This window comes from Vallicoccus soli, assembly GCF_003594885.1.
Taxonomy (GTDB): domain Bacteria; phylum Actinomycetota; class Actinomycetes; order Motilibacterales; family Motilibacteraceae; genus Vallicoccus; species Vallicoccus soli.
Window position 1 is genome coordinate 22421 of the sequence record NZ_QZEZ01000010.1, and the last position, 26640, is coordinate 49060.

The window sequence follows — 26640 nt, forward strand, 5'->3', positions numbered from 1 at the left end:
GGCGGCGGCGGCGGCGCTAGCCTGCGGGCGATGAGCGCCGACGTGCCCCCGCCGCTGCAGCGGGCCGTCGACGCCTACCTCGACCACCTCGCGGTCGAGCGAGGGCTCGCGCCGAACACCCTCGCCTCCTACCGCCGCGACCTGCGGCGCTACCTGGAGCACCTCGCCCGTACGGGCCGCGGCGCCCTCGACGAGGTGGGGGAGGCCGACGTGGCGGCGTTCCTCGCCGCGCTGCGCGCCGGCGACGACGAGCACCCGCCGCTGGCCGCGGGGTCGGCCGCGCGGGCCGTCGTCGCCGTGCGCGGGCTGCACCGCTTCGCGCTGCGCGAGGGGCAGACGCAGGTCGACCCCTCGCGCGACGTGCGGCCGCCGCCGCTGCCGCGCCGGCTGCCCAAGGCGATCCCGGTCGAGCAGGTCGGCGCGCTCATCGCGGCGGCGGGCGCGGACGGCACGCCGCTCGCGCTGCGCGACCGCGCGCTGCTCGAGCTGCTCTACGGCTCCGGGGCGCGCATCTCCGAGGCGGTCGGGCTCGACGTGGACGACGCGCACGCCGCGCCGGACGCCCTGCGCCTGTCGGGCAAGGGCGGCAAGGAGCGGGTGGTGCCGCTGGGCTCGTACGCCCAGGAGGCCCTCGACGCGTACCTCGTGCGGGGGCGCCCCGCCCTGGCCGCCGGCGGCACCGGGGGGCCCGCGCTCTTCCTCAACGCCCGCGGCGGGCGGCTCTCGCGCCAGAGCGCCTGGGCGGTGCTGCGCCGCGCCACCGAGCGCGCCGGGGTCGCCGTGGAGGTCTCCCCGCACACCCTGCGCCACTCCTTCGCCACCCACCTGCTCGACGGCGGCGCGGACGTGCGCGTCGTGCAGGAGCTGCTCGGGCACGCCTCGGTGACGACGACGCAGGTGTACACGCTCGTCACCGTCGACCGGCTGCGCGAGGTGTACGCCGCCGCGCACCCGCGGGCGCTGCGGGCCTGAGCGGGCCGCCGCGCACCGCCCCGGCGGCTCGTTTGCCGGGGCTCCGAGCGAGCGCATAGGGTCGCCGGTCGTGAGCACACCCTCCCAGCCCGAGGGCGACCTGCTCTTCCCGGAGCCGGCGCCGACCCCGCCGGCCCCCGTGCCCGCGCCCGCCCCGGCCGAGCCCGAGGGCCCGGTGCTGGGCCCCACCGGGCGGCCGCTGCCGACCTTCGGCCCGCCGCCGCCGCTCGAGCGGCACGGCCCGGCGCGGATCGTCGCGATGGTCAACCAGAAGGGCGGGGTCGGCAAGACGACGACCACGATCAACCTCGGCGCGGCCCTCGCCGAGCTCGGGCGCCGCGTGCTGCTCGTCGACTTCGACCCGCAGGGCGCGCTGTCGGTGGGGCTCGGCATCAACCCGCTCGAGCTCGACCTCACCGTCTACAACGCGATCATGCAGAGCGACTGCGCCGTCGAGGACGTGGTGCTCAAGACCGACGTGGACGGCCTCGACCTCGTGCCGGCGAACATCGACCTGTCCGCCGCCGAGGTGCAGCTCGTCGGCGAGGTCGCCCGCGAGCAGGTCCTCGCGCGCAGCCTGGCGCCGGTCACGCCCGACTACGACGTCGTGCTCATCGACTGCCAGCCCTCGCTGGGCCTGCTCACCGTCAACGCGCTCACCGCCGCGCACGGGGTCATCGTGCCGCTGGAGTGCGAGTTCTTCGCCCTGCGCGGCGTGGCCCTGCTCGTCGACACGATCCGCAAGGTGCAGGACCGCCTCAACCCGGACCTCGAGGTCGACGGCATCCTCGCCACGATGTACGACGGGCGCACCCTGCACTCGCGCGAGGTCCTCGCCCGCGTCGTCGAGGCGTTCGGCGACCAGGTGTTCCACACGGTCATCAGCCGCACCGTGCGCTTCCCGGAGACGACCGTGGCCGGCGAGCCCATCACCACGTACGCCTCCAGCTCGGCCGGCGCGGCGGCGTACCGCCAGCTGGCGCTCGAGGTCCTGTCCCGGTGACCCCCCGCGCGGGGGCGCGGTGAGCGAGGCGGCCCCCCGGGCGTTCCACGTGCGCCTCGACGTCTTCGAGGGCCCCTTCGACCTGCTGCTCGGGCTCATCGCCAAGCACCAGCTCGACGTCACCGAGGTGGCGCTGTCCAAGGTCACCGACGACTTCATCGCCCACCTGCGCGCGCTGCGCGACGCGGACGGGGGCTGGGACCTCGGGCTCGCCTCGGAGTTCCTCGTCGTCGCGGCCACCCTGCTCGACCTCAAGGCGGCGCGGCTGCTCCCCAGCGCGGAGGTGGAGGACGAGGAGGACCTCGCGCTGCTCGAGGCGCGGGACCTGCTCTTCGCCCGGCTCCTGCAGTACCGCGCCTTCAAGGAGGTCGCCGCGCTGCTCGCCGAGCGCCTCGCCGCGGAGGCGCGCCGCTACCCGCGCTCGGTCGGCCTCGAGCCGCGCTTCGCCGGGCTCCTGCCCGAGGTCGTCATGGGCCTGGGGCCGCAGGAGCTCGCGGCGCTGGCCGCGCGGGCGCTCGCGCCCCGCCCGGCGCCGGAGGTCGGCGTCGCGCACGTGCACGCCCCGCGCGTCAGCGTCCAGGAGCAGGCGGGCATCCTCGTCGGGCGCCTGCGCGCCGCCGGCAGCGCGTCCTTCCGCGAGCTCACGCAGGACTGCGAGGGCACGGTCGTGGTCGTGGCGCGCTTCCTCGCGCTGCTCGAGCTGTTCCGCGAGGGCGCGGTCGCCTTCGTGCAGGACGACCCGCTCGGCCGGCTCGAGGTGCGCTGGACCGGCGGCGAGGCGGACGTGGCGGTCCACGACGAGTTCGACGAGGAGCAGGGGGAGGGCGCGGGTGGCTGAGCCCGAGCGGGGCGCGGTGCAGGCCCCCGACGACGCGGCGGTGCGGGGCGCGCCCGGGCCGGCGGAGGAGCCGGCCCCGCCGCCCGAGCCGCCCCCGCCGCCGCTGCGCCCGTCGCTCGAGGCGGTGCTCATGGTCGTCGACGAGCCCGTCGAGGAGGCCGTCCTCGCCGAGGTGGTGCGCCACCCGCTCGACGACGTGCGCGCCGCGCTGCGCGCCCTCGCCGGGGAGTACGACGCGCAGGGCCGCGGCTTCGAGCTGCGGCGGGTGGCGGGCGGCTGGCGGTTCTACACCCGCCCCGAGCACGCGGAGGTCGTCGAGCGGTTCGTCCTCGACGGGCAGCAGGCCCGCCTGACCCAGGCCGCCCTCGAGACCCTCGCCGTCGTCGCGTACCGCCAGCCGGTGTCGCGCGCCCGCGTGTCGGCGGTGCGCGGGGTCAACGTCGACGGCGTGATGCGCACCCTCGTCACCCGCGGGCTCGTCGCCGAGGCCGGGCCCGACGCGGCGACGGGGGCGCAGCTCTACCGCACGACGCCGTACTTCCTCGAGCGCCTCGGCCTCGCCGCGCTCGACGACCTGCCCCCGCTGGCGCCCTTCCTCCCGCCGGACCACGCGCTGGAGGAGATCATGGAGGAGGCGGTGCCCCGCGCACCGCGTACCGTCGAGGCGGCGCCCGGGCCCGCCCCGGCGCCGGACGACCCCGCCCGGCCCGACCCGCCCGACCGACCCGACCCAGCCCCGCAGGAGCAGCCGTGAGCCAGCGCACCCCCGACCCGCACGACCCCGGGGGCGTCCGGCTGCAGAAGGTGCTCGCCGCGGCCGGCGTCGCCAGCCGCCGGGCCAGCGAGGACCTCATCGCCGCCGGCCGGGTCACCGTCGACGGGCGGAAGGTCACCGAGCAGGGGCTGCGGGTCGACCCCGAGACCGCCGTCATCCACGTCGACGGGCTGCGGGTGAGCGTGGCGAGCGGGCGGACGTACCTCGCCCTCAACAAGCCGCCCGGCGTGCTGTCCGCGATGAGCGACCCGGAGGGCCGGCGCACGCTCGCGGACCTGCTGCCGGACCGCGAGGAGCGGCTCTTCCACGTCGGGCGGCTCGACGCCGACACCGAGGGGCTCATCCTGCTCACCAACGACGGCGAGCTCGCCCACCGGCTGGCGCACCCGTCGTACGGGGTGCGCAAGACCTACCTCGCCGAGGTGCAGGGGCGCCCCGCGCGCGACCTGTCCAAGCGGCTGACCGAGGGCGTGGAGCTCGAGGACGGGCCGGTCAAGGCCGACGGCTTCCGCGTCGTCGGGCAGGCCGCGGACCGGGTCATGGTCGAGGTGGTGCTGCACGAGGGGCGCAAGCACGTCGTGCGCCGCCTGCTCGCCGAGGTCGGGCTGCCGGTGCTGCGCCTCGTGCGCACCCGGATCGGCCCCGTCGTGCTCGGCGACCTGCGCCCGGGGCGCTACCGCGAGCTGGGCCGCGTCGAGGTCGGGCGGCTGTACGCCGACGTCGGGCTCTGACCGCTCCTGCGACGGGCGCCCCGCCCGTCGGTAGGGTGCGCGGGACGTCGAGGAGAGGGGGCCGCGTGCCGGTCCGGGCCATCCGCGGGGCCACGCAGCTCGAGGCGGACGAGCGCGAGCACCTGCTCACCAGCACCGAGGAGCTCGTCAGCGAGATCCTCCGGGCCAACGACCTCGGCCTCGACCAGCTCATCTCCATGGTCTTCACGGCCACGCCCGACCTGCACGCGGAGTTCCCGGCGCTCGCCGCCCGGAACCTCGGCATCGGCGACGTGCCGCTCATGTGCGCCCAGGAGCTCGACGTCGCGGGCGCGCTGCCGCGCGTCGTGCGGGTCATGGTGCACGCGGAGATGGACGCGCCGCGCTCGGCCGTGCGGCACGTCTACCTGCGCGGGGCGACGGCGCTGCGCCGCGACCTGGCCCAGTGAGCCCCCGGTGAGCGCGCTGTCCTCGCTCGCCGTCGTGGGCACCGGGCTCGTGGGGGCCTCGGTGGGCCTGGCCGCGCGCGGCGCCGGCATCGACGTCGTCCTGCGCGACGCGTCGCCCGAGCACGCCCGCCGCGCCGCGGACCTCGGCGCCGGGCGGCCCCCCGCCCCCGACGAGCCGCCGGCGGACCTCGTCGTCCTCGCCGTGCCCCCGGAGCGGGTGGCCGGCGTGCTGCGCGACGCCCAGCGCGCGGGGCTGGGGCGCACCTACACGGACGTCGCGAGCGTCAAGGCCGCCGTCGCCGGCGAGGCCCTGCGCCTCGGGTGCGACCTGGCGACGTACGTGGGGGGCCACCCGATGGCGGGGCGCGAGCGCTCGGGCCCCGGCGCGGCCCGCGGCGACCTGTTCGTGGGCCGCCCGTGGGTCCTCACCCGCGGCGACGCCGGGGACGAGCACGTGCGGCGGGTGCGCGCCCTCGTCACCGCGTGCGGCGCGGTCCCCGTGGAGGCCGGGGCGGAGGAGCACGACGAGGCCGTCGCGCTCGTCTCCCACGTGCCGCAGGTGGTGTCGTCGCTGCTCGCCGGGCGCCTCGTCGACGCCCCCGCGGCGGCGGTGGCGCTCGCCGGGCAGGGCCTGCGCGACACGACGCGGGTCGCGGGCTCGGACCCGGCGCTGTGGACCGCGATCCTCGCCGCCAACGCCCGGCCGGTGCGCGCCGTGCTCGAGGCGCTGCGGGCGGACCTGGACCGCCTGCTCGGCGCGCTCGGGCACGACGACGACGGGGTGCGCGACGCGCTCGCCCGCGGCGTGGAGGGGCGCGCGCGGATCCCCGGCAAGCACGGCGGCACCCCCACGACGTACGCCGCCGTCCCCGTCGTGCTGCGCGACCGCCCGGGCGAGCTCGCCCGGGTGTTCCTGGAGGCGGCGCTCGCCGGCGTCAACGTCGAGGACATCGCCATGGAGCACTCCCCGGGGCAGCCGGTCGGCCTCGTCGAGCTGCTCGTGCGGCCCGAGGCCGCGGGCCGCCTCGCCGACGCCCTCGCCGCGCACGGCTGGGTCGTGCACCGCTGACGAGGGGCCCGGCGGGGTTCGCCCCGCGCGCGTCCTGGTAGGTCAGGGGGGTGCCCGTCCCGCCCCTGCCGCCGCCGCGCCCCGGCGGCGCCTACGCGCTGCACCGCGACGGGGTGCCCCCGGCGCCCCCCAGCGTGGTGCAGGTGGTCGTGCTCGCCCACGAGCCGGAGTTCGCCAGCGTCCAAGTGGTCGACGCGGACGGCCGGCGCTCCTGGGAGGACGTCGGCGCGCTCCTCGGGCCGTGGCGGGACTACGCCGACGTGCTCGATCTCGCGGGCGGGGCCCCTGCGGCGGGCGTGCAGGTGCGCGCGGTCCTCGGCGACCGGTCGTACGGCGGCGTCACCGTGCGCACCGACCTGCGCTCGCTCGCGGCGATGCTGCGGGCCGTCGGGCCCGCCGCGGGCCGGTAGGCTCGGCACCCGTGCAGACCGACCCCGCCCCGCCCGCCCCCGACCAGCTCGTCGTCGCCGTCGACGGCCCGAGCGGGTCCGGCAAGTCCACGGTCTGCAAGCGGGTCGCCGCGGCGCTCGGCCTGCGCTACCTCGACACCGGCGCGATGTACCGCGCGCTGACCTGGTGGGCGCTGGAGCGCGGCACCGACCTCGACGACGCCGACGCGGTCGCCGCGCTCGCGGTGGCCCTGCCGCTCGAGCTCGGCCAGGACCCGGCGGCGCCGACCGTCCGGGTCGCCGGCACCGACGTCTCCGCCGCCATCCGCACCACCCGCATCTCCGAGGCCGTCAGCGCGGTCGCCGGCAACCTCGCCGTGCGCGCCGAGCTCGTCCGGCGCCAGCAGGCGCTCGTCGCCCCCGGCGGCGTCGTCGCCGAGGGGCGCGACATCACCACCGTCGTCGCCCCCGACGCGCCCGTGCGCATCCTGCTGACCGCCCGCGAGGACGCGCGCCTGGCCCGGCGCGCCCAGGAGGTGCACGGCACGGCCGACGCCGCCGCCCTCGCCGCCACCCGGGACCAGGTGCTCGCCCGCGACGCCCGGGACTCGCGCGTCGCCCGCTTCCTCGACGCCGCCGACGACGGCGTCGTGCAGGTCGACTCGTCCGACATGGGCGTGGAGGAGACGGTCGCCACCGTCCTCGAGGTCGTCGCCCGGCTGACCGGCGTGCGCCCCGCCGTGGGGGCCGCCCGATGAGCGGGGAGCCGTACGAGAGCGCCCTGGTCGAGGTCGACGCGCCGCCGGAGGGGCCGGTGCCGGTGCTCGCCGTCGTCGGCCGCCCGAACGTCGGCAAGTCCACGCTCGTCAACCGCATCCTCGGCCGGCGCGAGGCCGTCGTCGAGGACGTGCCCGGCGTGACCCGCGACCGGGTCCCGTACGACGCCTCCTGGGGCGGGCGCCGCTTCACCGTCGTCGACACCGGCGGCTGGGAGCCCGACGCCGAGGGCATGGCCGCGCGGGTCGCCGCCCAGGCCGAGCTCGCCATCGACGCCGCCGACGCCGTGCTGCTCGTCGTCGACGCCCGCGTCGGCGCTCAGGACACCGACGACGCCGTCGTGCGCGTGCTGCGCCGCTCCGGCAAGCCCGTCGTGCTCGCCGCCAACAAGGTCGACGACCAGCGCACCGAGGCCGACGCGGCCGGGCTGTGGTCGCTCGGCCTGGGCGAGCCGCACCCGGTCTCGGCGCTGCACGGGCGCGGCAGCGGCGACCTGCTCGACGCCGTCCTCGCCGCCCTGCCCGAGGCCCCGCCGCAGGCCGAGCCCGAGGAGGGCGGCCCGCGCCGCGTCGCGCTGCTCGGCAAGCCCAACGTCGGCAAGTCGAGCCTGCTCAACCAGCTCGCGGGCGCCGAGCGGGTCGTCGTGGACCCCACCGCGGGCACGACCCGCGACCCCGTGGACGAGCTCGTGGAGCTCGGCGGGCGCCCCTGGCGCTTCGTCGACACCGCCGGCATCCGCCGCCGCGTGCACCAGACGCAGGGCGCGGACTTCTACGCCAGCCTGCGCACCCAGTCCGCGCTGGAGAAGGCCGAGGTCGCCATCGTCCTCGTCGACGCCAGCCAGCCGCTCACCGAGCAGGACACCCGCATCCTGTCCATGGTGGTCGAGGCCGGGCGCGCGCTCGTCATCGCGTACAACAAGTGGGACCTGCTCGACGACGAGCGCCGCGAGCAGCTGGACAAGGAGATCGACCGCGAGCTGGTCCGCATCACGTGGGCCCCGCGGGTCAACGTCTCGGCGCGCACCGGCTGGCACGTCGACCGGCTCGTCCGGGCCCTCGACACCTCGCTCGCCGGCTGGGAGACCCGCGTGCCCACGGCGCGGCTCAACGCGTTCCTCGGCGAGCTCGTCGCGGCCACACCGCCGCCGGTGCGCGGCGGCAAGCAGCCGAAGATCCTCTTCGCCACCCAGGCCGACGTGCGCCCGCCGCGCTTCGTCGTCTTCGCCTCCGGCTTCCTCGAGCCGGCGTACCGGCGGTTCATCGAGCGGCGGCTGCGCGAGGAGTTCGGCTTCACCGGCACGCCGGTCGAGGTGTCGGTGCGGGTGCGGGAGAAGCGGGGGCGCTGAGCGCCCCGCCGGCTGCGGTAGGGTGGCACCGCTCCGGAGCCGCGAGGCCCGGGGTGCCGGGACGTGGCGCAGCTTGGTAGCGCACTTGACTGGGGGTCAAGGGGTCGTGGGTTCGAATCCCGCCGTCCCGACCGGTACGGAACGAGGGGCGTCGTCCGCGAGGACGGCGCCCCTCGGCGCGTCCGGGGGACCCCGCCCCGCGCGGGTCCCCGGCGCGCGGCACCCCTGGCCCGACCTGACCACCCGAGCGTGACCCGGGCGGGCGATGGCGCCCCCGGCGGTCCCGGCGCACCCTGGCAGCAGAGCGCCGCAGCCGCCGAACGCCCCTGTCCGGCGGCTGCGGCGCCCCGGCGCGGCGGGCGCCGCCCCGCGCCCCTCAGCCGAGGGCGACGTCGAGGCCCGGCCGCCCGTCCACGCGCACCGTGTCGCGCCCGGCCTCCTTCGCCGCGTAGAGCGCCGCGTCCGCCGCGGCCAGCAGGTCCGTGACGTCCTGGTCGGCGCGCTGCAGCCCCGCCACCCCCAGCGAGGCGGTGACCCGCACCGGCTGCTCGCCGTCGAGGACCACGAGGGCCGCGACGCGCCGGCGCAGCCGCTCGGCGGTGCGCGCGGCCTCGTCGAGGTCGGTGTCCGGCAGCAGCACCGCGAGCTCCTCGCCGCCGAAGCGGCAGGGGACGTCGTACCCGCGCAGCTGCGCGCGCACGGTGTCGGCGACCGCGCGCAGCACCTCGTCGCCCACGAGGTGCCCGTGCCGGTCGTTCACCCCCTTGAAGTGGTCGAGGTCGAGCAGGAGCACGGCGAGGCCGCCGCCGGTCCGGCGGGCGCGCAGCAGGTGCGTGGCCGCCTCCCGCTCCCAGGCGGCGGCGTTGAGCAGCCCCGTCTTGGCGTCGGTGCGCGCCGCGGTGCGCAGCTGCTGGTGCAGCAGGGTGCGCTGCAGCAGCAGCACGGGCGCGAGGCCGAGGAGGACGAACGTGGTGTCCACCTTCGCGGCGAGGGCGATGAGCACGCCCATGCAGGCCTCGGCGGCCTCCGTGAGGAGGCTCGCCTCGTCGTCGATGAGCACCTCGGGCCAGGTGAGCCCCGGGTTGTCCGCCTTGACGGCGACGGCCACCAGCAGCAGGTTGAGCGCGCTGACGACGAGCGCCGTCAGCAGTGCCGCGGCCAGGTGCAGCAGCGCACCGCCCTGGACGTCCCTCGCGCGCTCGACGCCCACCAGCGCACCGAAGAGGAGCGCCCCGAGCGCTCCGGAGGCGCCGATGGCCGCCGTGGTGAACACGCGGCGGTGCCACGGCGCGCGCCGCACCCGCCACTGCTGCACGAGCATCGCGGGCACCGGTACGAGGAGCGCGTACGCGGGCGGCAGCAGCAGCGCCGCCGGCAGCCACCAGGCCGCGAGCAGGTCGCGCGCGACCACCCCCGCCGCCTCGCCCTGGCGCCGGCTCGCCTCCACGCAGACGCAGGCGCACCCGGCGAGCAGCCCGAGGGTCCACAGGTCCCCGCCGGTCCACGCGGTGCGCGGGGCCAGGACGGCCAGCAGGCCCGCGGCGAGCAGCACGACGCCCGCGACGTACGCGCGCAGCGGCGCGGACAGCGCGAGGAACGGCGACCGGGGCCGGCCGGGGACGGGGCCGCTCGGCCCCGCAGCTGCTGCGGGAGACGGCATGGGGCTCCCTCCTGGTCGGCCAACTGTCACACCCCGGAGCAGCGTTCCGCAACCGTCTGCACTCAAGGCGTCACAGGGAACGACCGTAGTCCGTGCAGACCCCGTCGTGCACGGCTCCGAACCCCCCGACACGCGGGGTGCGACCGGACCGGGCGCCCGAGCCGAGGAGGAGGTGGTCCCCGTGCGCGGCTGGAAGTGGAGCTGAGGGGCTGAGCCCCCGACCGCCGGGGCGGGCGCCCCGGGACGGCAGGCAGCAGGAGCGGGAGCGGCAGGGGAGGAGGTGGTCAGGGTGCGCGGCTGGAAGTGGAGCTGAGACCCGCGCGGGCCGGTGGTGCCCGCAGCGCACGACGCGCCCCGGGCCCCGGCGACGGGGCCGGGGGCCGCGCGCGCCCGGTGCTGCGCCCGGGGGACCGCGAGGGGCGCGCGTCAGCCGTCGGCGAGGACCCGCGCCGGCGCCGGCGCGCCGAGCCAGGCCCGCCAGAGCAGCAGCGCCGCCACGCAGCCGAGCAGGCCCGCGGTGCCGACCACCACGAGCACGTCGACCGCCTGCGCGACGGCGCCGGCGAGCAGGATCGCGGCGCCCTGCACGACGTTGATGCCGGACTGCACGAGCCCGAAGGCCTGCCCGCGCGACTCCGGCGGCACCGCGGCGACGAAGGCGGCGTTGGCCGGCAGCTGGTACGCCGCCGCGGCACCGGACACGGCGAGCAGGGCGAGCGAGCCGACGAGCCCCGGACGCAGCAGGGACAGGGCCAGGGCGGCGCAGCCGAGGACCGCGAGCGGGCCCATCAGCGCGAGCCGCCGCGGCGGGTCGACGAGGCGGCTCAGCACGAGCGCGCCGACCACCGAGCCGGCGGGTGCCGCGGCGAGCAGCAGCCCCACCTCGCGCTCGCCGCCGCCGAGCGCGTCCGCCCACGGCGCGGCCAGGCCCTCGGGGACGACGTAGAACGCGCACAGCCAGCCCAGCCCGGCGAGGGTGAGCAGGTCGCGGCGGTGCGCGAGCAGCGCCAGCCCCTCCCGGCTCGACGCGACGAGCCCGCGGGCCTCGGCGCGCAGCCAAGCTGCGGTGCCGGCCGCGTCCGCCCGCAGGGACGCCGCCCGCGGGGGGCGGTGCTCGCCCACCAGCAGCCGGACCAGCGCAGCGGAGGCGAGGAAGGTGACCGCGTCGAGGGCGAGCGCCCCGCGGGCGCCGAGCACGGCGACGAGCAGCCCGCCGAGCGCGAAGCCCGCCGCCTGCGCCACCTGCGTGGTGACGGTGGTGACGGCGCTGCCCACGACGTACCGGTCGCCGGGCAGGACGTCCGGCAGGGCGGCGGCCCGGGCGGCGGCGAAGGGCGGCGCGCACAGCTCGGCGAGCAGCAGGAGCAGCAGGAGCACCTGCAGCGGGACGCCCGGCAGGGCCATGAGCAGCAGCAGCACCGCGCGGACGAGGTCGGCGGCGACCATGAGGCTGCGCCGCGGGACGCGGTCGGCCAGCCCCGAGAGCAGCGGGCCGGCGACCGCCCACGGCAGGTAGCTCACGGCGTACGCGGCCGCGGTGAGCAGCGGCGAGCCGGTGCGCTCGAAGACGAGGACGGCCAGCGCCACCAGCGCCAGCTGGTCGCCGAGGACGCTGAGCAGGTGCGCGCCCCACAGGGCGCGGAACTCCCGCACGGCGAGCACGTCGCGGAAGGTGGCGCGCGCGGGTGCGGCGCCGCCCGGCGCCGGTGCCGGGGTGCCACCACCTTCTGCTGCCACGCGATCTCCGTCCGTGACCACTCAAGGGCCCGGACCGGTGCGGACCGGGCGCTGCGGGGACCGACCCTACGACGCCGCGGGGCGCCCGTCCTGTGTAGGGTCGCGGACGGCGGGGAGGAGGTGGGCGCGTGGCCGGGGCCGCCGTCGACCGCGTCGTGACGCTGCCGAACGCCCTGAGCCTGCTGCGCCTGCTCGGCGTCCCCGTCTTCCTCTGGCTCATCAGCGCCGGCCACGACGGCTGGGCGCTGCTCCTGCTCATGGCCAGCGGCTGGTCGGACTACGTCGACGGGTGGCTCGCGCGCCGCTGGGACCAGGTGACCCGCCTCGGGCAGCTGCTCGACCCCGTCGCCGACCGGCTCTACATCCTCGCCGCCCTCTGGGGGCTGACCGCGCGCGGCGTCGTGCCGCTGTGGCTGGCCCTGGCCGTCGTCGGGCGCGACGTGCTCGTCGCCGCCGCGCTGCCGCTGCTGCGCCGCCGCGGCATCAGCGCGCTGCCGGTCAACTACCTCGGCAAGGCGGCCACCTTCAACCTCCTCTACGCCTTCCCCCTGCTGCTCCTCGCCGACGGCGACGGCGTGCTCGCCGCGCTCGCCGCGACCTTCGGCTGGGCCTTCGTGCTGTGGGGGACGGCGCTCTACTGGTGGGCCGGCGCCCTCTACGCCGTGCAGGCGCGCCGGGTGCTCGCCGGGCCGGTGCCGGCCGCGCCGTGAGGGGGCCGGCGTGAAGGCGGTGGTCATGGCCGGCGGCGAGGGCACCCGCCTGCGCCCCATGACCGCGAGCATGCCCAAGCCGCTGCTGCCCGTGGTCAACCGGCCGATCATGGAGCACGTGCTGCGCCTGCTCAAGCGGCACGGCTTCCACGAGACCGTCGTGACGGTGCAGTTCCTCGCCTCGCTGGTGCGCAACTACTTCGGCGACGGCGAGGACCTGGGCATGGAGCTGCACTACGCCACCGAGGAGGAGCCGCTCGGCACCGCCGGCAGCGTGAAGAACGCCGAGCACCTGCTGCGCGACGACACCTTCCTCGTCATCAGCGGCGACGCCCTGACCGACATCGACCTCACCGCGCTCGTCGCCTTCCACCGCGCCAAGGGCGCCCTCGTCACGGTCTGCCTCACCCGGGTCCCCGACCCGGTGGAGTTCGGCATCACCATCGTCGACGAGGAGGGCCGCGTGCAGCGGTTCCTCGAGAAGCCGACCTGGGGCCAGGTCTTCTCCGACACGGTCAACACCGGCATCTACGTCATGGAGCCCTCGGTCCTCGACGAGGTGGCCCGCGGCGAGGCCCTCGACTGGTCCGGCGACGTCTTCCCGCGGCTGCTCGCCGCCGGCGCCCCCGTGTACGGCTACGTCGCCGAGGGCTACTGGGAGGACGTCGGCACCCACGACAGCTACCTCAAGGCGCAGGCCGACGTGCTGTCCGGGCTCGTCGATGTGGAGCTCGACGGCTTCGAGGTGTCCCCCGGCGTCTGGATCGCCGAGGGCGCGGAGGTCAGCCAGGAGGCGACGCTCGAGGCCCCGGTGTTCGTGGGCGACTACTCCAAGGTCGAGGCGGGCGCGGTCCTGCGGGAGAACACCGTGGTCGGCAGCAACGTCGTGGTGAAGGCCGGGGCGTTCCTGCACCGCGCCGTCGTGCACGACAACGTCTTCATCGGGCCCCAGACGAGCCTGCGCGCCTGCGTCGTCGGCAAGAACAGCGACGTCATGCGGGCCGCGCGGATCGAGGAGGCCGCGGTCATCGGCGACGAGTGCGTCATCGAGGAGGAGGCGATCGTCCAGGACGGGGTGCGCGTCTACCCGTACAAGACGGTCGAGGCCGGCGCCGTCGTCACCAGCAGCGTCATCTTCGAGAACCGCGGGCAGCGCAGCCTCTTCGGCCCGCGCGGGGTCTCGGGCATCGTCAACGTCGAGATCACCCCCGAGCTCGTCGTGCGGCTCGCCGCCGCCTTCGCCACCACCCTGAAGAAGGGCGAGGTGGTCGTCACCGCGCGCGACCACTCGCGCGCCGCGCAGGCGCTGACCCGGGCGGTCGTCGCGGCCCTCACCGCGAGCGCCATCGACGTGCACGACCTCGAGGCGGTGCCCGCGCCGGTCGCGCGGCTGGAGACCTCCCAGGGCCGCGCGGGCGGGGTCCTGCTGCGCACCACGCCCGGCCAGCCGGAGTCGGTGGACATCGCCTTCCTCGACGGACGGGGCGCGGACCTCACGCAGGCCGCGCGCCGCCGGCTGGAGCGGGTGTACACCCGCGAGGAGTACCGCCGGGCGTTCCCCGGCGAGATCGGCGACCTCGAGCTGCCCGCGCGGGTGCTCGAGGGCTACAGCCAGCACGTGCTGCGCACCGTCGACGTGCGCGGGGTCGCCGGGGCGGGCCTCAAGGTCGTCGTCGACACCGGCGGCGGCAGCGCCGCGCTCGTGCTGCCCTCGCTCCTCGGCCGGCTCGGCGTCGACGTGCTGACGATGAACAACCGGCTCGACGAGGCCGTCCCCACGCACCTGCCCGAGGCGTCGGCCGCCGCGCTCGAGCGGCTCGCGGCCATGGTGTCGTCCTCCGGCTCCTCCTTCGGGGTGCGCTTCGACCCGGTGGGCGAGCGCATCGCCCTCGTCGACGACGCGGGGCGGGTCGTCGACGACGACCGGGCGCTGCTCGTCGTGCTCGACCTCGTGTCGGCGGAGAACCGCGGCTGCACCGTGGCGCTGCCCGTGACGACGACGCGGGTCGCCGAGCGGGTCGCCGCCTTCCACGGCGTGTCCATCGCCTGGACGACCACGTCGCCGGACGACCTCACGACGACGGTGTCCCGGGGCGGCGTCGTGCTCGGCGGCGACGGGCGGGGCGGGTACGTCATCCCCGAGTGCTCCGGCGGGCTCGACGGCATCGCCGCCTTCGTCCGGCTCTGCGGCCTCGTGGCGCGCACCCGGCTCGACCTCAGCGAGATCGACGCGCGCATCCCGACGGCCACCCTGGTGCGGCGCTCCGTGCCCACCCCGTGGGCGGCCAAGGGCCTCGTCATGCGGTCCGTGGTCGAGGCGGCCGAGGGGCGCCCGCTCGACACCACCGACGGCGTCCGCGTCGTCGAGCCCGACGGGTCGTGGGTGCTCGTGCTCCCCGACCCCGCCGAGCCGGTCACCCGGCTGTGGGCGGAGGGGGCCGACGACGCGGCCACGGCGGGCCTGCTGGAGCGGTGGGGCGCGGTCGTGGAGCGCGCGGGCCGCTGAGCCCGTCGCCGCCGCGTGGCACGATGGCGGCCGTGGTGCGCAGCGCGGGGACGGTCGACGACGCCGGTGGCGGCGGCGGTCGGGGTCCGGCGGCCCCACCGGCCCCGGCGTCCCCGCCACGCGGCCCCCGGCGCGACGCGTCGATGTCGCTGCTGCAGACCCTCATGACCGACACGCTCGACGACGGGTACGCCGCCGCCACGGCGCGGGCCCGCGCCGCCGGGCGCCCCGCGGGCGGGGTGCGGGGCAGCGCGGTCCTCGTCGTCGGCCTGCTCGCCGTCGGGCTCCTGCTCGCCACGGCGGCGGTGCGCCAGCGCGACCGCGAGCGCGTGGGCACCGGCACTGCGCTGTCCGCGGAGGTGCAGGAGCGCACGGCCGCCAACGACCGCCTCGCCGGGGCCGTCGCCGACCTGCGCCAGGAGCTCGCCGAGACCCGCGGGCGGGCCCTCGCGCTCAGCGGTGCGGGCACCGTGGCGGCCGAGCGGCTGGAGGGGCTCGAGGCGGTCACCGGCGTCGGGCCGGTCACGGGCCCCGGGGTGGTGCTCACCGTGGACGACGCGGAGGCCCCCGAGCCCGAGGTGGGGGAGGAGCCCGTCGTCGGCGCCTCCGACCCCGGGCGCGTGCGCGACGGCGACCTGCAGGACGTCGTCAACGGCCTGTGGCGCGCCGGCGCCGAGGCGGTGAGCATCGACGGGCAGCGGCTCACCTCGCTCACCGCGATCCGCAGTGCCGGCGAGGCCGTCCTCGTCGCCTACCGGCCCCTCACGCCGCCGTACGAGGTGGCGGCCGTCGGCGACCCCGCCGCCCTGGAGCAGCGCTTCCTCGACAGCGAGGCCGGGCTCGTGCTGCAGGCCCTCGAGGACAACTACGGCATCCGCTCGGACCTGCGGCGCGAGGAGGAGCTGCGGCTCCCGGGCGCGTCCGGCACGACCCTGCGGGTGGCCGCCGCGGCGGGGCGCGGCGGGGACGGGGGCGGCTCGTGATCGCCGCCGCGGGGCTCGTGCTCGGCCTCGTGCTGGAGCCGACGGTGCCGCTGGCGCTGCAGCCGTACCTGCCCATCGCGGTCGTCGCCGCGCTCGACGCCGTCTTCGGCGGCCTGCGTGCGCTCCTCGACGGCATCTTCGACGACAAGGTGTTCGTCGTGTCGTTCCTGTCCAACGTCGTCGTCGCGGCGCTCGTGGTCTTCCTCGGCGACCAGCTCGGCGTCGGCTCGCAGCTCTCGACCGGGGTCGTCGTCGTGCTCGGGGTGCGGATCTTCTCCAACGCGGCCGCGATCCGCCGGCACCTGTTCAAGGCCTGAGCGCGCATGGCGACGGACGAGGACGGCACGGCGGCGCCGGGCGGCGCCCCCGCGCCGCGCCCGACCGGCTGGGCGGCGCTGCGCCGCGCCGCCGGCGGGCGGCCCAGCGCCGGGCGGGTCACCGCGGCGGTGCTGCTGGGCCTGCTGGGCTTCGCGGTCGCGGTGCAGGTGCGCTCCACGCAGGCCGAGGGTCTGGAGTCGCTGCGCGAGGCCGACCTCGTGCGGATCCTCGACGACGCCGCGGAGCGCTCGGCCCGCCTGCGCGCCGAGGCCGCCGAGCTGGAGGAGACCCGGCGCCAGCTCGCCTCGGGCACCGACGGCGCGCGCGCCGCCGTGGAGGAGGCCCGCCGCCGCGCCGAGGTCCTGGCGGTCCTCGCGGGCACGGCGCCGGCGACCGGCCCCGGCGTCGAGGTCGTCGTGCCCGACGAGGAGGGCGCCGTCGACGCCGACCAGTTGCTCGACCTCGTGCAGGAGCTGCGCGACGCCGGCGCCGAGGCGGTGCAGGTCGGCGGCGGCCCGGGCAGCGCCGGCGGACCGGTGCGCGTCGTCGCGCAGACCTGGTTCGTCGACGGGCCGGACGGGCCCGGGACGGTGGAGGTCGACGGGACGGTGCTCGCGCCGCCGTACCGGGTGCTGGCCGTCGGGGCCCCCGAGACGCTCTCGGCGGCCCTCGGCATCCCGGGCGGGGTGGAGGAGTCGCTGCGCCGGCGCGGGTCCGAGCCGCGGGTCACCGAGCGGGACGAGGTGCTCGTCGACGCGTTGCGGCCCCCGGCGGAGCCTCAGTACGCTTCGCCGGCCCCCGCGGGGGGCTGAGACGACCGGCGGCGGACGAGGTGGCGCAGTGCAGTACCCCGAGGACCTGAGGTACACCCCCGAGCACGAGTGGGTGCGCGCCGCCGGTGCGGACGAGCCCGTGCGGGTGGGGATCACCTCCTACGCCGCGGAGGCGCTCGGCGACATCGTCTTCGTGACGCTCCCGGAGGCCGGCGAGGCCGTCACGGCGGGCCAGCCCTGCGGCGAGGTCGAGTCCACCAAGAGCGTGAGCGACGTCTACGCGCCGGTCAGCGGCACCGTCGTGGCGCGCAACCAGGCCCTCGACGCCTCGCCCGAGGTCGCCGGCACCGACCCCTACGGCGAGGGCTGGCTCCTCGAGGTCCGCCCCGAGGACCCGGCCGCCGTCGAGGGGCTCCTCGACGCGGCGGCGTACGCCGCGCAGCTGCCGCAGCAGTAGGCCCCGCGCAGGGACCCCTGCCCGGCGCGGCGCCCGCGCGGGCGTAGTAGGTTCCTGGGCACCCTCACCCTCGACGCGCGCTCGAGGGTCGCCCCGGGGGAGACAGCCGACGGGCGGACCGAGCGCCCCCGACCATCGCCGCGGCCCCGGCCGCGGCAGGAGGCACCCATGCCGTTCTGCACCCAGTGCGGGCACGCCAACAGCGACGACAGCCGGTTCTGCAGCAACTGCGGGGCCCCGCTGCGCGCGGCCGCGCCGGACGCCACCTCGCGGATCCCGCTGCAGGGCGTGGAGGGCGACACCGACCACGGCGAGCAGGCGGCCGCCGGCGGCATGTCGCCGGCGGACCAGGCGGCGGTCGACGCCCTGCCGGCGGGCTCGGCGCTGCTCGTGGTGCGGCGCGGCCCCAACTCCGGCAGCCGCTTCCTGCTCGGCGAGGACGTCACCACCGCCGGGCGCCACCCGGAGAGCGACATCTTCCTCGACGACGTGACCGTCTCCCGGCGGCACGCGGAGTTCACCCGCAGCGGCGGCTCGTTCGCCGTGCGCGACGTCGGCAGCCTCAACGGCACCTACGTCAACCGCCAGCGCATCGACGAGGTCGTGCTCGCCGGCGGCGACGAGGTGCAGATCGGCAAGTACCGCCTGGTGTTCTTCCCGAGCCAGCACGACGGCCCCGCCGCGGCCGGCCGGGCCTGAGCCGGGGTCGGCGGTGAGCTCCGCGGTCCCGGCCCGGGCCGGCATGAGCATCGGCGAGGTGCTCGCGACGCTGCGCCCGGACTTCCCGGACGTGACGATCTCCAAGATCCGCTTCCTCGAGTCCGAGGGGCTCGTGGAGCCGCAGCGCACGCCCTCGGGCTACCGGAAGTTCTCCCACGAGGACGTCCAGCGCCTGCGCTACGTCCTGACGGCCCAGCGCGAGCACTACCTGCCGCTGCGGGTCATCAAGGAGCACCTCGAGGCGCTCGACCGCGGCCTCGAGCCCGCCGGCCCCTCCGCCGGGCCCGGCCCGCGCGCGCCGCGCGCCGTCGCGCAGGGCGAGGGGCTGCCCGGGCCCGAGGCGTTCGCCCGCGGCGCCGACGAGCTGCGCCTGTCGCGCAGCGAGCTCGTCGAGGCCGCCGGCATCGACGGGCGCCTGCTGGACCAGGTGGAGTCGTACGGCCTCGTCGGCCCCCGCCCGGGCAGCACCCACTACGACGAGGACGCCCTGGTCATCGCGCGGACCGTCGCGCAGATGAGCGGGTTCGGCATCGAGCCGCGGCACCTGCGCCCGTTCAAGGCGGCCGCCGAGCGCGAGGTGGGGCTCGTCGAGCAGGTCATCAGCCCCACGCTGCGCCAGCGCAACCCCGAGGCGCGCGCCCGGGCCGAGGAGGCCTCGCGCGAGCTCGCGGCGCTCTCGGTCACCCTGCACGCGGTGCTCGTCAAGGCCGCGCTGCGCCCCCGCCTGGGGCGCTGAGCGCCGCAGCCGCCCCGCCCCCGACCGGCGCCGCCGCCCGGGCGTAGGGTGCGGAGGGTGAACCAGCTCGACGTCGTCGGTGTCCGGGTGGAGATGCCGTCCAACCAGCCGATCGTGCTGCTCAAGGAGACCGCGGGCGACCGCTACCTCCCGATCTGGATCGGCGCCGCGGAGGCGACGGCCATCGCGTTCGCCCAGCAGGGCGTCGTGCCGCCGCGCCCGCTCACCCACGACCTGCTGCGCGACGTGCTCGAGGCCGTGGGCCGCGAGCTCACCGCCGTGCGCATCACCGACCTGCGCGACGGGGTGTTCTACGCCCTGCTCGTGCTCAGCGGCGGGGTGGAGGTCAGCGCGCGCCCGTCGGACGCGATCGCGCTCGCGCTGCGCACCGGCAGCCCGATCTACGGCGCGGACGAGGTGCTCGGCGAGGCGGGGATCCCGATCCCCGACGAGCAGGAGGACGAGGTCGAGAAGTTCCGCGAGTTCCTCGACCAGATCTCCCCGGACGACTTCGGCGAGGGCTCGCCGCACTGAGCCGGCGCCGCCCGGGGGTGGGGCGGGCGGGTCGTACCCTCGACCTGAGGTCGAGACCAGGGGCCGGCGACACGCCGCGCGCCTCGTTGACGCTCCTCGGGGGCGCCCGTAGCGTCTCCGACCAGGGACGCCTCCCGTCGACGCCACCGTGCGCCCCCCCGCCCGAGCGGGGGAGCGGCACCACGGGACGTGGGACGTGCGGCGCGGAGACGGAGGTCGTGGTGGGCACGACGGGAGACCCCGGCGCGGGGCGCGGCGGCGCTGCCGCCGACGGCGCGCAGGACGACGCGGGGCGCTGGCAGGCGCGCCGCGCCGCGGGCGCGCAGGGCCTGCTGTTCGACGAGGACCTGCCCGACCTCAGCGAGGACGTCGGCTACCGCGGCCCGACCGCGTGCCGGGCCGCCGGCATCACCTACCGCCAGCTCGACTACTGGGCGCGCACCGGCCTCGTCGAGCCCGAGGTGCGCACGGCGCACGGCTCGGGCAGCCAGCGCCTCTACAGCTTCCGCGACATCCTCGTGCTCAAGATCGTCAAGCGGCTGCTCGACACCGGGGTGTCGCTCCAGCAGATCCGCGCCGCGGTCGGGCACCTGCGCGACCGCGGGATCGACGACCTGGCGCAGATCACGCTGATGAGCGACGGGGCCAGCGTCTACGAGTGCACCTCCGCCGACGAGGTCGTCGACCTCGTCCAGGGCGGGCAGGGCGTCTTCGGCATCGCCGTGGGGCGGGTCTGGCGCGAGGTCGAGGGCTCGCTCGCGCACCTGCCGGCCGAGCGCGCCGGCGACGAGGCCCCCGCCGCCCCGGGCGCCGACGACGAGCTCTCCGCCCGGCGCCGGGCGCGCTCGGCCGGCTGAGGCCCGCGCGGCGCCTCGCGGCACCCCCGCGCGGCGGGTAGGCTCGGCGCCCGTACCCGCTGACGACTCCGCGCGGGAGAGTCCCGGCGCAGCCAGCGCCGGGCGCCGAAGGGGCAACGCTCCCGGAACCTCTCAGGCCACCGGACCGCGCGGACGAGGCACACCAGGGGCGGCGCGCGCAGCGCCGTGACTGGGGGAGGCGCCCGCACCCGCGGCCCGGCGCCCGCCGAGGCCTGCCCGTCAGGAGCCCTCCCGTGCCCCGTACGACCCCCTCGCTGCGCGACCTCGCCGGCACCCCCTTCGTCGAGCGCCACGTCGGCCCCTCGGCCGACGAGCGCCAGCGGATGCTCGACGCCGTCGGCCAGCCCAGCCTCGAGGCGCTGACCAAGGGCGCCATGCCCGAGGCGATCCGCGACGGCGCGCCGCTGGACCTGCCGCCGGCCGCGAGCGAGGCGGAGGTCGTCGCCGAGCTGCGCGCGCTCGCCGCGCGCAACCGCGTGCTCGTGCCGATGATCGGCCTGGGCTACCACGGCACGCACGTCCCGGCGGTCGTGCAGCGCAACGTGCTGGAGGACCCGGCCTGGTACACGGCGTACACGCCGTACCAGCCGGAGATCTCCCAGGGCCGGCTCGAGGCGCTGCTGAGCTTCCAGACGGTCGTCACCGACCTCACCGGCCTCGCGGTCGCGGGCGCCTCGCTGCTCGACGAGGCCACCGCCGCCGCCGAGGCGATGACCCTCATGCGCCGGGCGTCGAAGGCGCCGGCGGGGGCGGCGCTCGTCGTCGACGCCGACGCGCTGCCCCAGACCCTCGCGGTCGTGCGCACCCGGGCCGAGCCGCTGGGCATCCCGGTGGTCGTCGCCGACCTCGGCCCGGACGGGCCGGGCCTGCCCGAGGGCGACGTCTTCGGCGTGCTCGTGCAGTACCCGGGGGCCTCCGGCGCGGTCCGCGACCACGCGCCGCTCGTCGAGCAGGCGCACGCGCGCGGCGCGCTCGTCGCCGTGGCCGCCGACCTGCTGGCCCTCGCGCTGCTGCGCCCGCCGGGCGAGGCCGGCGCCGACGTCGCGGTGGGCTCGAGCCAGCGCTTCGGGGTGCCGCTGGGCTTCGGCGGCCCGCACGCCGGCTACCTCGCGGTGCGCGAGGGCCTGGCCCGCTCGCTCCCCGGGCGGCTCGTCGGCGTGAGCAAGGACGCGGACGGGGCGACGGCGTACCGGCTGGCCCTGCAGACCCGCGAGCAGCACATCCGCCGCGAGAAGGCCACGAGCAACATCTGCACCGCGCAGGTGCTGCTGGCCGTCATGGCCTCGATGTACGCCGTGTGGCACGGCCCGGAGGGGATCCGGACCATCGCCGCGCGCACGCACCGCCTCGCCGCGGTGCTCGCCGCCGGGCTGCGCGCCGGCGGGGTCGAGGTCGTGCACGGCGCCTTCTTCGACACGGTGCAGGCGCGGGTGCCCGGCCGGGCCCGCGAGGTCGTCGAGGCCGCCGCGGCGCGCGGGGTCAACCTGCGCCTCGTCGACGAGGACGTCGTCGGCGCCGCCTGCGACGAGACGACGACCCCCGAGGTGCTCGGGCGGGTGTGGGCGGCGTTCGGCGTGCCCGGGGACGTCGACGCGCTCGACGAGCAGGCGCCCGACGCGCTGCCGGAGGCGCTGCTGCGCACCTCGGCGTACCTCACCCACCCGGTCTTCTCCGCGCACCGCTCGGAGACCGCGATGCTGCGCTACATCAGCGACCTGGCGCGCAAGGACTACGCCCTCGACCGCGGCATGATCCCGCTCGGCTCCTGCACGATGAAGCTCAACGCGACCACCGAGATGGCCGCGATCACCTGGCCCGAGTTCGCGCAGGTCCACCCGTTCGCGCCGGACGACCAGACCGAGGGCTACCGCGAGCTCATCGCGCAGCTCGAGCGCTGGCTCGCCGAGGTCACCGGGTACGACGCGGTGTCCCTGCAGCCCAACGCGGGGTCGCAGGGCGAGTTCGCCGGGCTGCTGGCCATCCGGGCGTACCACCGGGCCAACGGCCAGGGCGAGCGGCGGGTGTGCCTCATCCCGTCCTCGGCGCACGGCACCAACGCCGCGTCGGCCGTCATGGCCGGGCTCAGGGTCGTCGTCGTCGCCTGCGACGACGCCGGGAACGTCGACCTCGACGACCTGCGCGCGAAGGTCGACGCGCACCGCGAGGACCTCGCCGCGCTCATGGTCACGTACCCCTCGACCCACGGGGTCTACGAGGAGTCGATCCGCGGGGTCTGCGCGCTGGTGCACGACGCCGGCGGGCAGGTGTACGTCGACGGCGCCAACCTCAACGCGCTCGTCGGCCTGGCCCGCCCGGGCCGCTTCGGCGCCGACGTGTCGCACCTCAACCTGCACAAGACCTTCTGCATCCCGCACGGCGGCGGCGGGCCGGGCGTGGGGCCGGTGGCCGTGCGCGCGCACCTCGCGCCGTACCTGCCCGGCCACCCCCTCGACCCGCAGGCCGCCGCGTCGACGCCGCCCGCGCCGGGGACCGGCGTCGGGCCCGTCTCGGCCGCCCCGTACGGCTCCGCCGGCATCCTGCCGATCTCCTGGGCGTACGTGCGCCTCATGGGCGGCGACGGGCTGCGCGAGGCCACGCAGGTGGCGGTGCTCGGCGCCAACTACGTCGCCGCTCGGCTCGCGGAGCACTACCCGGTGCTCTACACGGGCCGCGACGGGCTCGTCGCCCACGAGTGCATCGTCGACCTGCGCGCGATCACCAAGCGCACGGGCGTCACGGTCGACGACGTCGCCAAGCGGCTCGTCGACTACGGCTTCCACGCCCCGACCATGTCGTTCCCGGTCGCCGGGACGCTCATGATCGAGCCGACGGAGAGCGAGGACCTCGCCGAGCTCGACCGGTTCTGCGACGCCATGGTCGCGATCCGCGCCGAGATCGAGAAGGTCGGCGCGGGGGAGTGGGACGCCACCGACAACCCCCTGCGCCAGGCCCCGCACACCGCGGCGCACCTGGCCGGGCCGTGGGAGCACGGCTACGACCGCGCCCTCGCGGCCTACCCGGCGGGCACGACGGCGGCCAAGTACTGGCCGCCGGTGCGCCGGATCGACGGGGCGTACGGCGACCGCAACCTCGTCTGCTCCTGCCCGCCGGTCGAGGAGCTCGCCGACTGAGCCGGCCGGGAGGGGGCCGGGGTCAGGCGGCCGCGACGAGCGGGCGCGCGCGGTGCGGGGCGACGACCTGGCCGGTCGGCAGGATCTCGCCGGTGTCCTCGAAGACCACGACGCCGTTGCAGAGCAGGTTCCAGCCCTGCTCGGGGTGGGCGCTGACGATGGCCGCGGCCTCGTGGTCGACGGCGTCGGCGGCGGGGCAGGTCGGCTGGTGCGAGCACATGGTGGCGACTCCTGTGGGTGCGCGGGCGGTGCGGTGGCCTCCCCCTCCACGTCGGCCCCCGCGCCGCGCCGCTTGAGCGGGCGGAGGTCCTGTCCTGCCCGGGCCGGAGGTCCCGGGTGCCCGCCCCCGGGGGCCCGGGGTAGCGTCCGCGCATGAGGACGGCCGGATGACGAGGATCGCCGCCGCGGCCGGGGTGGTCCCCGAGCACGCGTACGACCAGGCGACGATCACGGCGACCATCGGCGACGTCGTGCTGGGCGACCAGACCGACCGCCGCCCCGTCATGGAGCGGCTGCACGCCGCGGCCGGCGTCCGGCAGCGCTCGCTCGCCGTGCCGCTGGAGGAGTACGCGCGGCTCGGCGGCTTCGGCGGCGCCAACGACCGGTTCCTCGACGTGGGCACGAGCCTGGGCGAGCGGGCGGTCCGCGAGGCGCTGGACCGCGCGGGCCTCGCCGGGGAGGACGTCGACCTGCTGCTGGCCACCTCGGTCACCGGCATCGGCGCGCCGAGCCTCGACGCGCGGCTCGTCCCGCGGCTGGGGCTGCGCCCCGACGTCAAGCGCCTGCCGGTCTTCGGGCTCGGCTGCGTGGCCGGGGCTGCCGGGATCGCCCGGCTGCACGACCACCTCGTGGGGCACCCCGACGACGTCGCGGTGCTGCTGTCGGTCGAGCTGTGCTCGCTGACCTTCCAGGCCGACGACACCTCCATGGCCAACCTCGTGGCCAGCGGCCTCTTCGGCGACGGCGCCGCGGCCGTGGTCATGGTGGGCGAGGAGCGCGCCCGGCGGATGGGGCTCGACGCGGCGCCGCGGGTCCTGGCCTCGCGCAGCCGCTTCTACCCGGACACCGAGCGCGTCATGGGCTGGGACGTCGGGGGCAGCGGCTTCCGCATCGTCCTCGCCGCGTCGGTCGCCGACGTCGTCGAGGCCCACCTGGGCGAGGACGTCCGGGGGTTCCTCGAGGACCACGACCTCAAGACCGTCGACGTCGCGACGTGGCTCGCGCACCCCGGCGGGCCCAAGGTGCTGCAGGCCGTGCAGCGCGCCCTGGAGCTGCCCGACGGCGCGCTCGACGTGACCTGGGAGTGCCTGGCCGACACCGGCAACCTCAGCTCGTCCTCGGTGCTGCACGTCCTCGACCGGACCATCGCCGAGGGTCGCGGCACCCCGGGCGCCCCGGCCGTGCTGCTGGCCATGGGCCCCGGCTTCTGCGCGGAGCTCGTGCTGCTCGAGTGGTGAGCGGGCGGTCCGAGCGGTGAGCGGGCGGGGCGCGCCCGTGGTGGGATGGGGCGCGTGTCGAGCGTCGCCGCGTACTGCCTCCTCGTCGGCCTCTACGCGGTCGAGCGGCTGGCCGAGCTCGTCCTGTCCGCCCGGAACATCCGCTGGTCGCTCGCGCGGGGCGGGGTCGAGACCGGCTTCGGCCACTACCCCTCCATGGTCGTCCTGCACACCGGCCTGCTCGTGGGCTGCCTCGTCGAGGTGCTGGTGCTCGACCGGCCGTTCCTGGCCTGGCTGGGCTGGCCGATGCTCGCCCTCGCGCTGCTGGCGCAGGGCCTGCGCTGGTGGTCGATCCGCACCCTCGGGCACCGCTGGAACACCCGCGTCGTCGTCGTGCCGGGGATGCCGCTCGTCACCGGCGGGCCGTACCGGCTGGTGAACCACCCCAACTACGTCGCCGTCGTCGTCGAGGGCGTCGCGCTGCCGCTGGTGCACACCGCGTGGGTCACCGCGCTCGTCTTCACGGTGCTCAACGTCCCGCTGCTCGCGGTGCGCCTGCGCGCCGAGGAGGCGGCCCTGGGGCGCGGGCGCGGGCGCGGGCGCGGGTGAGGGCCGACCTCGTCGTCGTCGGGGCCGGGCCGGTCGGGCTCGGCACCGCGGTCGAGGCCGCGCTCGCCGGGATGGACGTGGTCGTCGTCGACCCGCGGCCCGGCCCGGTCGACAAGGCCTGCGGCGAGGGGCTGATGCCCCCGGCGCGCGACGCGCTCGCCCGGCTCGGGGTCGAGCCGCCGGGGCGCGAGTTCCACGGCATCGCGTACGTCGACGGGCGCGGCCCCGCCGCCACCGCCCGCTTCCGCTCGGGGCCCGGCCTGGGGGTGCGGCGCACCGCCCTGTCCGGCGCGCTCGCCGAGCGCGCGTCCGCCCTCGGGGTGCGCCGGGTCGCCGCCCGCGCTGCGGCGCCGCTGGTGCGCCCCGGCGAGGTGGAGGTCGCCGGCGTGCGCGCCCCCTGGGCCGTCGCCGCCGACGGCCTGCACTCGCCGCTGCGCCGCGCGCTCGGGCTGGACGCGCCGGTGCGCGGGCGCCCCCGCTACGGCCTGCGCCGGCACTGGGCGGTGGCCCCCTGGTCCGACGCGGTCGAGGTGCACTGGGCGACGGACGCCGAGGCGTACGTCACCCCGGTCGCCGACGACCTCGTCGGCGTCGCCGTCCTCTGCGGGGGAGGGCGCCCGTACGAGGCCTGGCTCGACCGCTTCCCCGCGCTGCGCGAGCGCCTCGCCGGGGCCGAGCCCGCCTCCGCGGTGCGCGGGGCCGGCCCGCTGCAGCAGCGCGCCCGGCGCCGGGTCGACGGGCGCGTGCTGCTCGCCGGCGACGCCGCCGGGTACGTCGACGCCCTCACCGGCGAGGGCATCGCCGTCGGCCTGATCGGCGCCCGCGAGCTCGTGCGGTGCCTGGTCGCCGGCCGCCCCCACGAGTACGAGCGCGCCTGGCGCCGCGCCACCGGCGACTACCGCCGCCTCACCCGCGGCCTGCTCTGGGCCTCCTCCCGCCCCGCCGTGCGCCGCCGCCTCGTCCCCGCCGCCCGCCGCGCCCCCTGGGCCTTCGCCCACGTCGTCGACCGCCTCGCCCGCCCCTGACCCCACCCCGTCCCGGGCGACTGCATGGTCGCGCCCGGGGAGGCGCATGATCACGGCCGGGGAGGCGCATGGTCACGGCCGGGGAGGCGCATGATCA

The 26640-nt window shown here is 77.4% G+C and carries 27 protein-coding genes, 1 tRNA gene and 1 riboswitch; of the genes, 25 read left to right on the forward strand and 3 right to left on the reverse strand.

Annotation, left to right across the window (positions count from 1 at the left end; genetic code table 11):
* Positions 1–30: 30 nt before the first annotated feature.
* From xerD to D5H78_RS17080, 11 genes are all read left to right on the forward strand, one after another.
* Complete coding sequence (xerD, locus tag D5H78_RS17030) at positions 31–972, forward strand: site-specific tyrosine recombinase XerD (protein ID WP_119951713.1); 942 nt, start codon at positions 31–33, stop codon at positions 970–972.
* Between the two features lie 55 nt (positions 973–1027).
* Positions 1028–1975: a ParA family protein gene (locus D5H78_RS17035; protein ID WP_425472973.1), complete on the forward strand. Its 948-nt coding sequence runs from the start codon at positions 1028–1030 to the stop codon at positions 1973–1975.
* 19 nt (positions 1976–1994) lie between these two features.
* Complete coding sequence (locus tag D5H78_RS17040) at positions 1995–2813, forward strand: segregation and condensation protein A (RefSeq protein WP_119951714.1); 819 nt, start codon at positions 1995–1997, stop codon at positions 2811–2813.
* Complete coding sequence (scpB, locus tag D5H78_RS17045) at positions 2806–3567, forward strand: SMC-Scp complex subunit ScpB (RefSeq protein WP_218566735.1); 762 nt, start codon at positions 2806–2808, stop codon at positions 3565–3567. Before D5H78_RS17040 ends, scpB begins: the two co-directional genes overlap by 8 nt.
* A complete protein-coding gene (locus D5H78_RS17050) occupies positions 3564–4319 on the forward strand; it encodes a pseudouridine synthase (RefSeq protein ID WP_119951715.1) in 756 nt (251 codons plus the stop codon). The genes scpB and D5H78_RS17050 overlap by 4 nt, the downstream gene beginning before the upstream one ends.
* A gap of 65 nt (positions 4320–4384) precedes the next feature.
* Complete coding sequence (gene aroH, locus D5H78_RS17055; protein ID WP_119951716.1) at positions 4385–4747, forward strand: chorismate mutase; 363 nt, start codon at positions 4385–4387, stop codon at positions 4745–4747.
* A gap of 7 nt (positions 4748–4754) precedes the next feature.
* The gene (locus D5H78_RS17060) at positions 4755–5816 is read left to right on the forward strand and encodes a prephenate dehydrogenase (RefSeq protein WP_218566736.1); all 1062 of its coding nucleotides are present in this window, start codon (positions 4755–4757) and stop codon (positions 5814–5816) included.
* 50 nt (positions 5817–5866) lie between these two features.
* Positions 5867–6226: a hypothetical protein gene (locus D5H78_RS17065; RefSeq protein WP_119951717.1), complete on the forward strand. Its 360-nt coding sequence runs from the start codon at positions 5867–5869 to the stop codon at positions 6224–6226.
* Positions 6227–6237: 11 nt separating this feature from the next.
* The gene (cmk, locus tag D5H78_RS17070) at positions 6238–6963 is read left to right on the forward strand and encodes a (d)CMP kinase (protein WP_119951718.1); all 726 of its coding nucleotides are present in this window, start codon (positions 6238–6240) and stop codon (positions 6961–6963) included.
* On the forward strand, positions 6960–8330 hold the full coding sequence (gene der, locus D5H78_RS17075) for a ribosome biogenesis GTPase Der (RefSeq protein WP_119951719.1): 1371 nt from the start codon (positions 6960–6962) through the stop codon (positions 8328–8330). Before cmk ends, der begins: the two co-directional genes overlap by 4 nt.
* 57 nt (positions 8331–8387) lie before the next feature.
* Positions 8388–8461: transfer RNA gene (locus D5H78_RS17080), tRNA-Pro, on the forward strand.
* A 245-nt stretch (positions 8462–8706) separates the two neighbouring features.
* Here D5H78_RS17080 and D5H78_RS17085 read toward each other — a convergent pair.
* Both D5H78_RS17085 and D5H78_RS17090 read right to left on the reverse strand, forming a co-directional pair.
* The gene (locus D5H78_RS17085; RefSeq protein WP_119951720.1) at positions 8707–9990 is read right to left on the reverse strand and encodes a GGDEF domain-containing protein; all 1284 of its coding nucleotides are present in this window, start codon (positions 9988–9990) and stop codon (positions 8707–8709) included.
* Positions 9991–10416: 426 nt separating this feature from the next.
* Positions 10417–11727 carry an MFS transporter gene (locus D5H78_RS17090; RefSeq protein ID WP_165865780.1) on the reverse strand — a complete coding sequence of 437 codons (1311 nt, stop codon included), beginning with the start codon at positions 11725–11727 and terminating at the stop codon, positions 10417–10419.
* 128 nt (positions 11728–11855) lie between these two features.
* Here D5H78_RS17090 and clsA point away from each other — a divergent pair, with 128 nt between their 5' ends.
* The 11 genes from clsA to gcvP all read left to right on the forward strand — a co-directional run bounded on the left by clsA (position 11856) and on the right by gcvP (position 23473).
* A complete protein-coding gene (clsA, locus tag D5H78_RS17095; protein WP_119951722.1) occupies positions 11856–12437 on the forward strand; it encodes a cardiolipin synthase ClsA in 582 nt (193 codons plus the stop codon).
* A gap of 10 nt (positions 12438–12447) precedes the next feature.
* A complete protein-coding gene (locus D5H78_RS17100) occupies positions 12448–14943 on the forward strand; it encodes a mannose-1-phosphate guanyltransferase (protein ID WP_119951723.1) in 2496 nt (831 codons plus the stop codon).
* A 32-nt stretch (positions 14944–14975) separates the two neighbouring features.
* Positions 14976–15926: a DUF881 domain-containing protein gene (locus D5H78_RS17105; RefSeq protein ID WP_165865781.1), complete on the forward strand. Its 951-nt coding sequence runs from the start codon at positions 14976–14978 to the stop codon at positions 15924–15926.
* Entirely contained in the window at positions 15923–16243 is a 321-nt protein-coding gene (locus D5H78_RS17110) for a small basic family protein (protein WP_119951725.1), read from the forward strand. Before D5H78_RS17105 ends, D5H78_RS17110 begins: the two co-directional genes overlap by 4 nt.
* A 6-nt stretch (positions 16244–16249) precedes the next feature.
* Positions 16250–17056, forward strand: coding sequence for a DUF881 domain-containing protein (locus tag D5H78_RS17115; RefSeq protein ID WP_119951726.1), 807 nt, complete (start codon positions 16250–16252; stop codon positions 17054–17056).
* A gap of 28 nt (positions 17057–17084) precedes the next feature.
* On the forward strand, positions 17085–17474 hold the full coding sequence (gene gcvH / locus D5H78_RS17120) for a glycine cleavage system protein GcvH (RefSeq protein WP_119951727.1): 390 nt from the start codon (positions 17085–17087) through the stop codon (positions 17472–17474).
* 168 nt (positions 17475–17642) lie between these two features.
* On the forward strand, positions 17643–18173 hold the full coding sequence (locus D5H78_RS20355; protein ID WP_119951728.1) for an FHA domain-containing protein: 531 nt from the start codon (positions 17643–17645) through the stop codon (positions 18171–18173).
* A gap of 43 nt (positions 18174–18216) precedes the next feature.
* Positions 18217–18930: a transcriptional regulator FtsR gene (ftsR, locus tag D5H78_RS17130; RefSeq protein ID WP_119951783.1), complete on the forward strand. Its 714-nt coding sequence runs from the start codon at positions 18217–18219 to the stop codon at positions 18928–18930.
* A 57-nt stretch (positions 18931–18987) separates the two neighbouring features.
* Positions 18988–19464, forward strand: a complete 477-nt coding sequence (locus D5H78_RS17135; RefSeq protein ID WP_119951729.1) for a bifunctional nuclease family protein — start codon at positions 18988–18990, stop codon at positions 19462–19464.
* A 329-nt stretch (positions 19465–19793) separates the two neighbouring features.
* Positions 19794–20321, forward strand: a complete 528-nt coding sequence (locus D5H78_RS17140) for a MerR family transcriptional regulator (protein WP_218566757.1) — start codon at positions 19794–19796, stop codon at positions 20319–20321.
* 63 nt (positions 20322–20384) lie between these two features.
* Positions 20385–20479, forward strand: a riboswitch (glycine riboswitch).
* A 96-nt stretch (positions 20480–20575) separates the two neighbouring features.
* Positions 20576–23473: an aminomethyl-transferring glycine dehydrogenase gene (gene gcvP / locus D5H78_RS17145; RefSeq protein WP_119951731.1), complete on the forward strand. Its 2898-nt coding sequence runs from the start codon at positions 20576–20578 to the stop codon at positions 23471–23473.
* A 22-nt stretch (positions 23474–23495) separates the two neighbouring features.
* Here the strand turns inward: gcvP and D5H78_RS20360 are convergent, their stop codons facing one another.
* Positions 23496–23693: a DUF5999 family protein gene (locus tag D5H78_RS20360; RefSeq protein ID WP_119951732.1), complete on the reverse strand. Its 198-nt coding sequence runs from the start codon at positions 23691–23693 to the stop codon at positions 23496–23498.
* 166 nt (positions 23694–23859) lie between these two features.
* Between D5H78_RS20360 and D5H78_RS17155 the strand changes: the two genes are divergently transcribed.
* The 3 genes from D5H78_RS17155 to D5H78_RS17165 are packed head-to-tail and all read left to right on the forward strand — an operon-like array spanning position 23860 to position 26543.
* The gene (locus D5H78_RS17155) at positions 23860–24930 is read left to right on the forward strand and encodes a type III polyketide synthase (RefSeq protein WP_119951733.1); all 1071 of its coding nucleotides are present in this window, start codon (positions 23860–23862) and stop codon (positions 24928–24930) included.
* 45 nt (positions 24931–24975) lie between these two features.
* Positions 24976–25518, forward strand: coding sequence for an isoprenylcysteine carboxyl methyltransferase family protein (locus tag D5H78_RS17160; protein WP_119951734.1), 543 nt, complete (start codon positions 24976–24978; stop codon positions 25516–25518).
* Positions 25515–26543, forward strand: coding sequence for an NAD(P)/FAD-dependent oxidoreductase (locus D5H78_RS17165; RefSeq protein ID WP_119951735.1), 1029 nt, complete (start codon positions 25515–25517; stop codon positions 26541–26543). The genes D5H78_RS17160 and D5H78_RS17165 overlap by 4 nt, the downstream gene beginning before the upstream one ends.
* Positions 26544–26640 lie beyond the last annotated feature (97 nt).

Excerpts from the sequence above, each read along its gene's own strand:
- D5H78_RS20360 (WP_119951732.1), bottom strand. The coding sequence starts at position 23,693 with ATGTGCTCGCACCAGCCGACCTGCCCCGCCGCCGACGCCGTCGACCAC.
- D5H78_RS20355 (WP_119951728.1), top strand. The coding sequence starts at position 17,643 with ATGCCGTTCTGCACCCAGTGCGGGCACGCCAACAGCGACGACAGCCGG.
- D5H78_RS17115 (WP_119951726.1), top strand. The coding sequence starts at position 16,250 with ATGGCGACGGACGAGGACGGCACGGCGGCGCCGGGCGGCGCCCCCGCG.
- D5H78_RS17155 (WP_119951733.1), top strand. The coding sequence starts at position 23,860 with ATGACGAGGATCGCCGCCGCGGCCGGGGTGGTCCCCGAGCACGCGTAC.
- D5H78_RS17085 (WP_119951720.1), bottom strand. The coding sequence starts at position 9,990 with ATGCCGTCTCCCGCAGCAGCTGCGGGGCCGAGCGGCCCCGTCCCCGGC.
- ftsR (WP_119951783.1), top strand. The coding sequence starts at position 18,217 with ATGAGCATCGGCGAGGTGCTCGCGACGCTGCGCCCGGACTTCCCGGAC.
- xerD (WP_119951713.1), top strand. The coding sequence starts at position 31 with ATGAGCGCCGACGTGCCCCCGCCGCTGCAGCGGGCCGTCGACGCCTAC.
- der (WP_119951719.1), top strand. The coding sequence starts at position 6,960 with ATGAGCGGGGAGCCGTACGAGAGCGCCCTGGTCGAGGTCGACGCGCCG.
- D5H78_RS17160 (WP_119951734.1), top strand. The coding sequence starts at position 24,976 with ATGGGGCGCGTGTCGAGCGTCGCCGCGTACTGCCTCCTCGTCGGCCTC.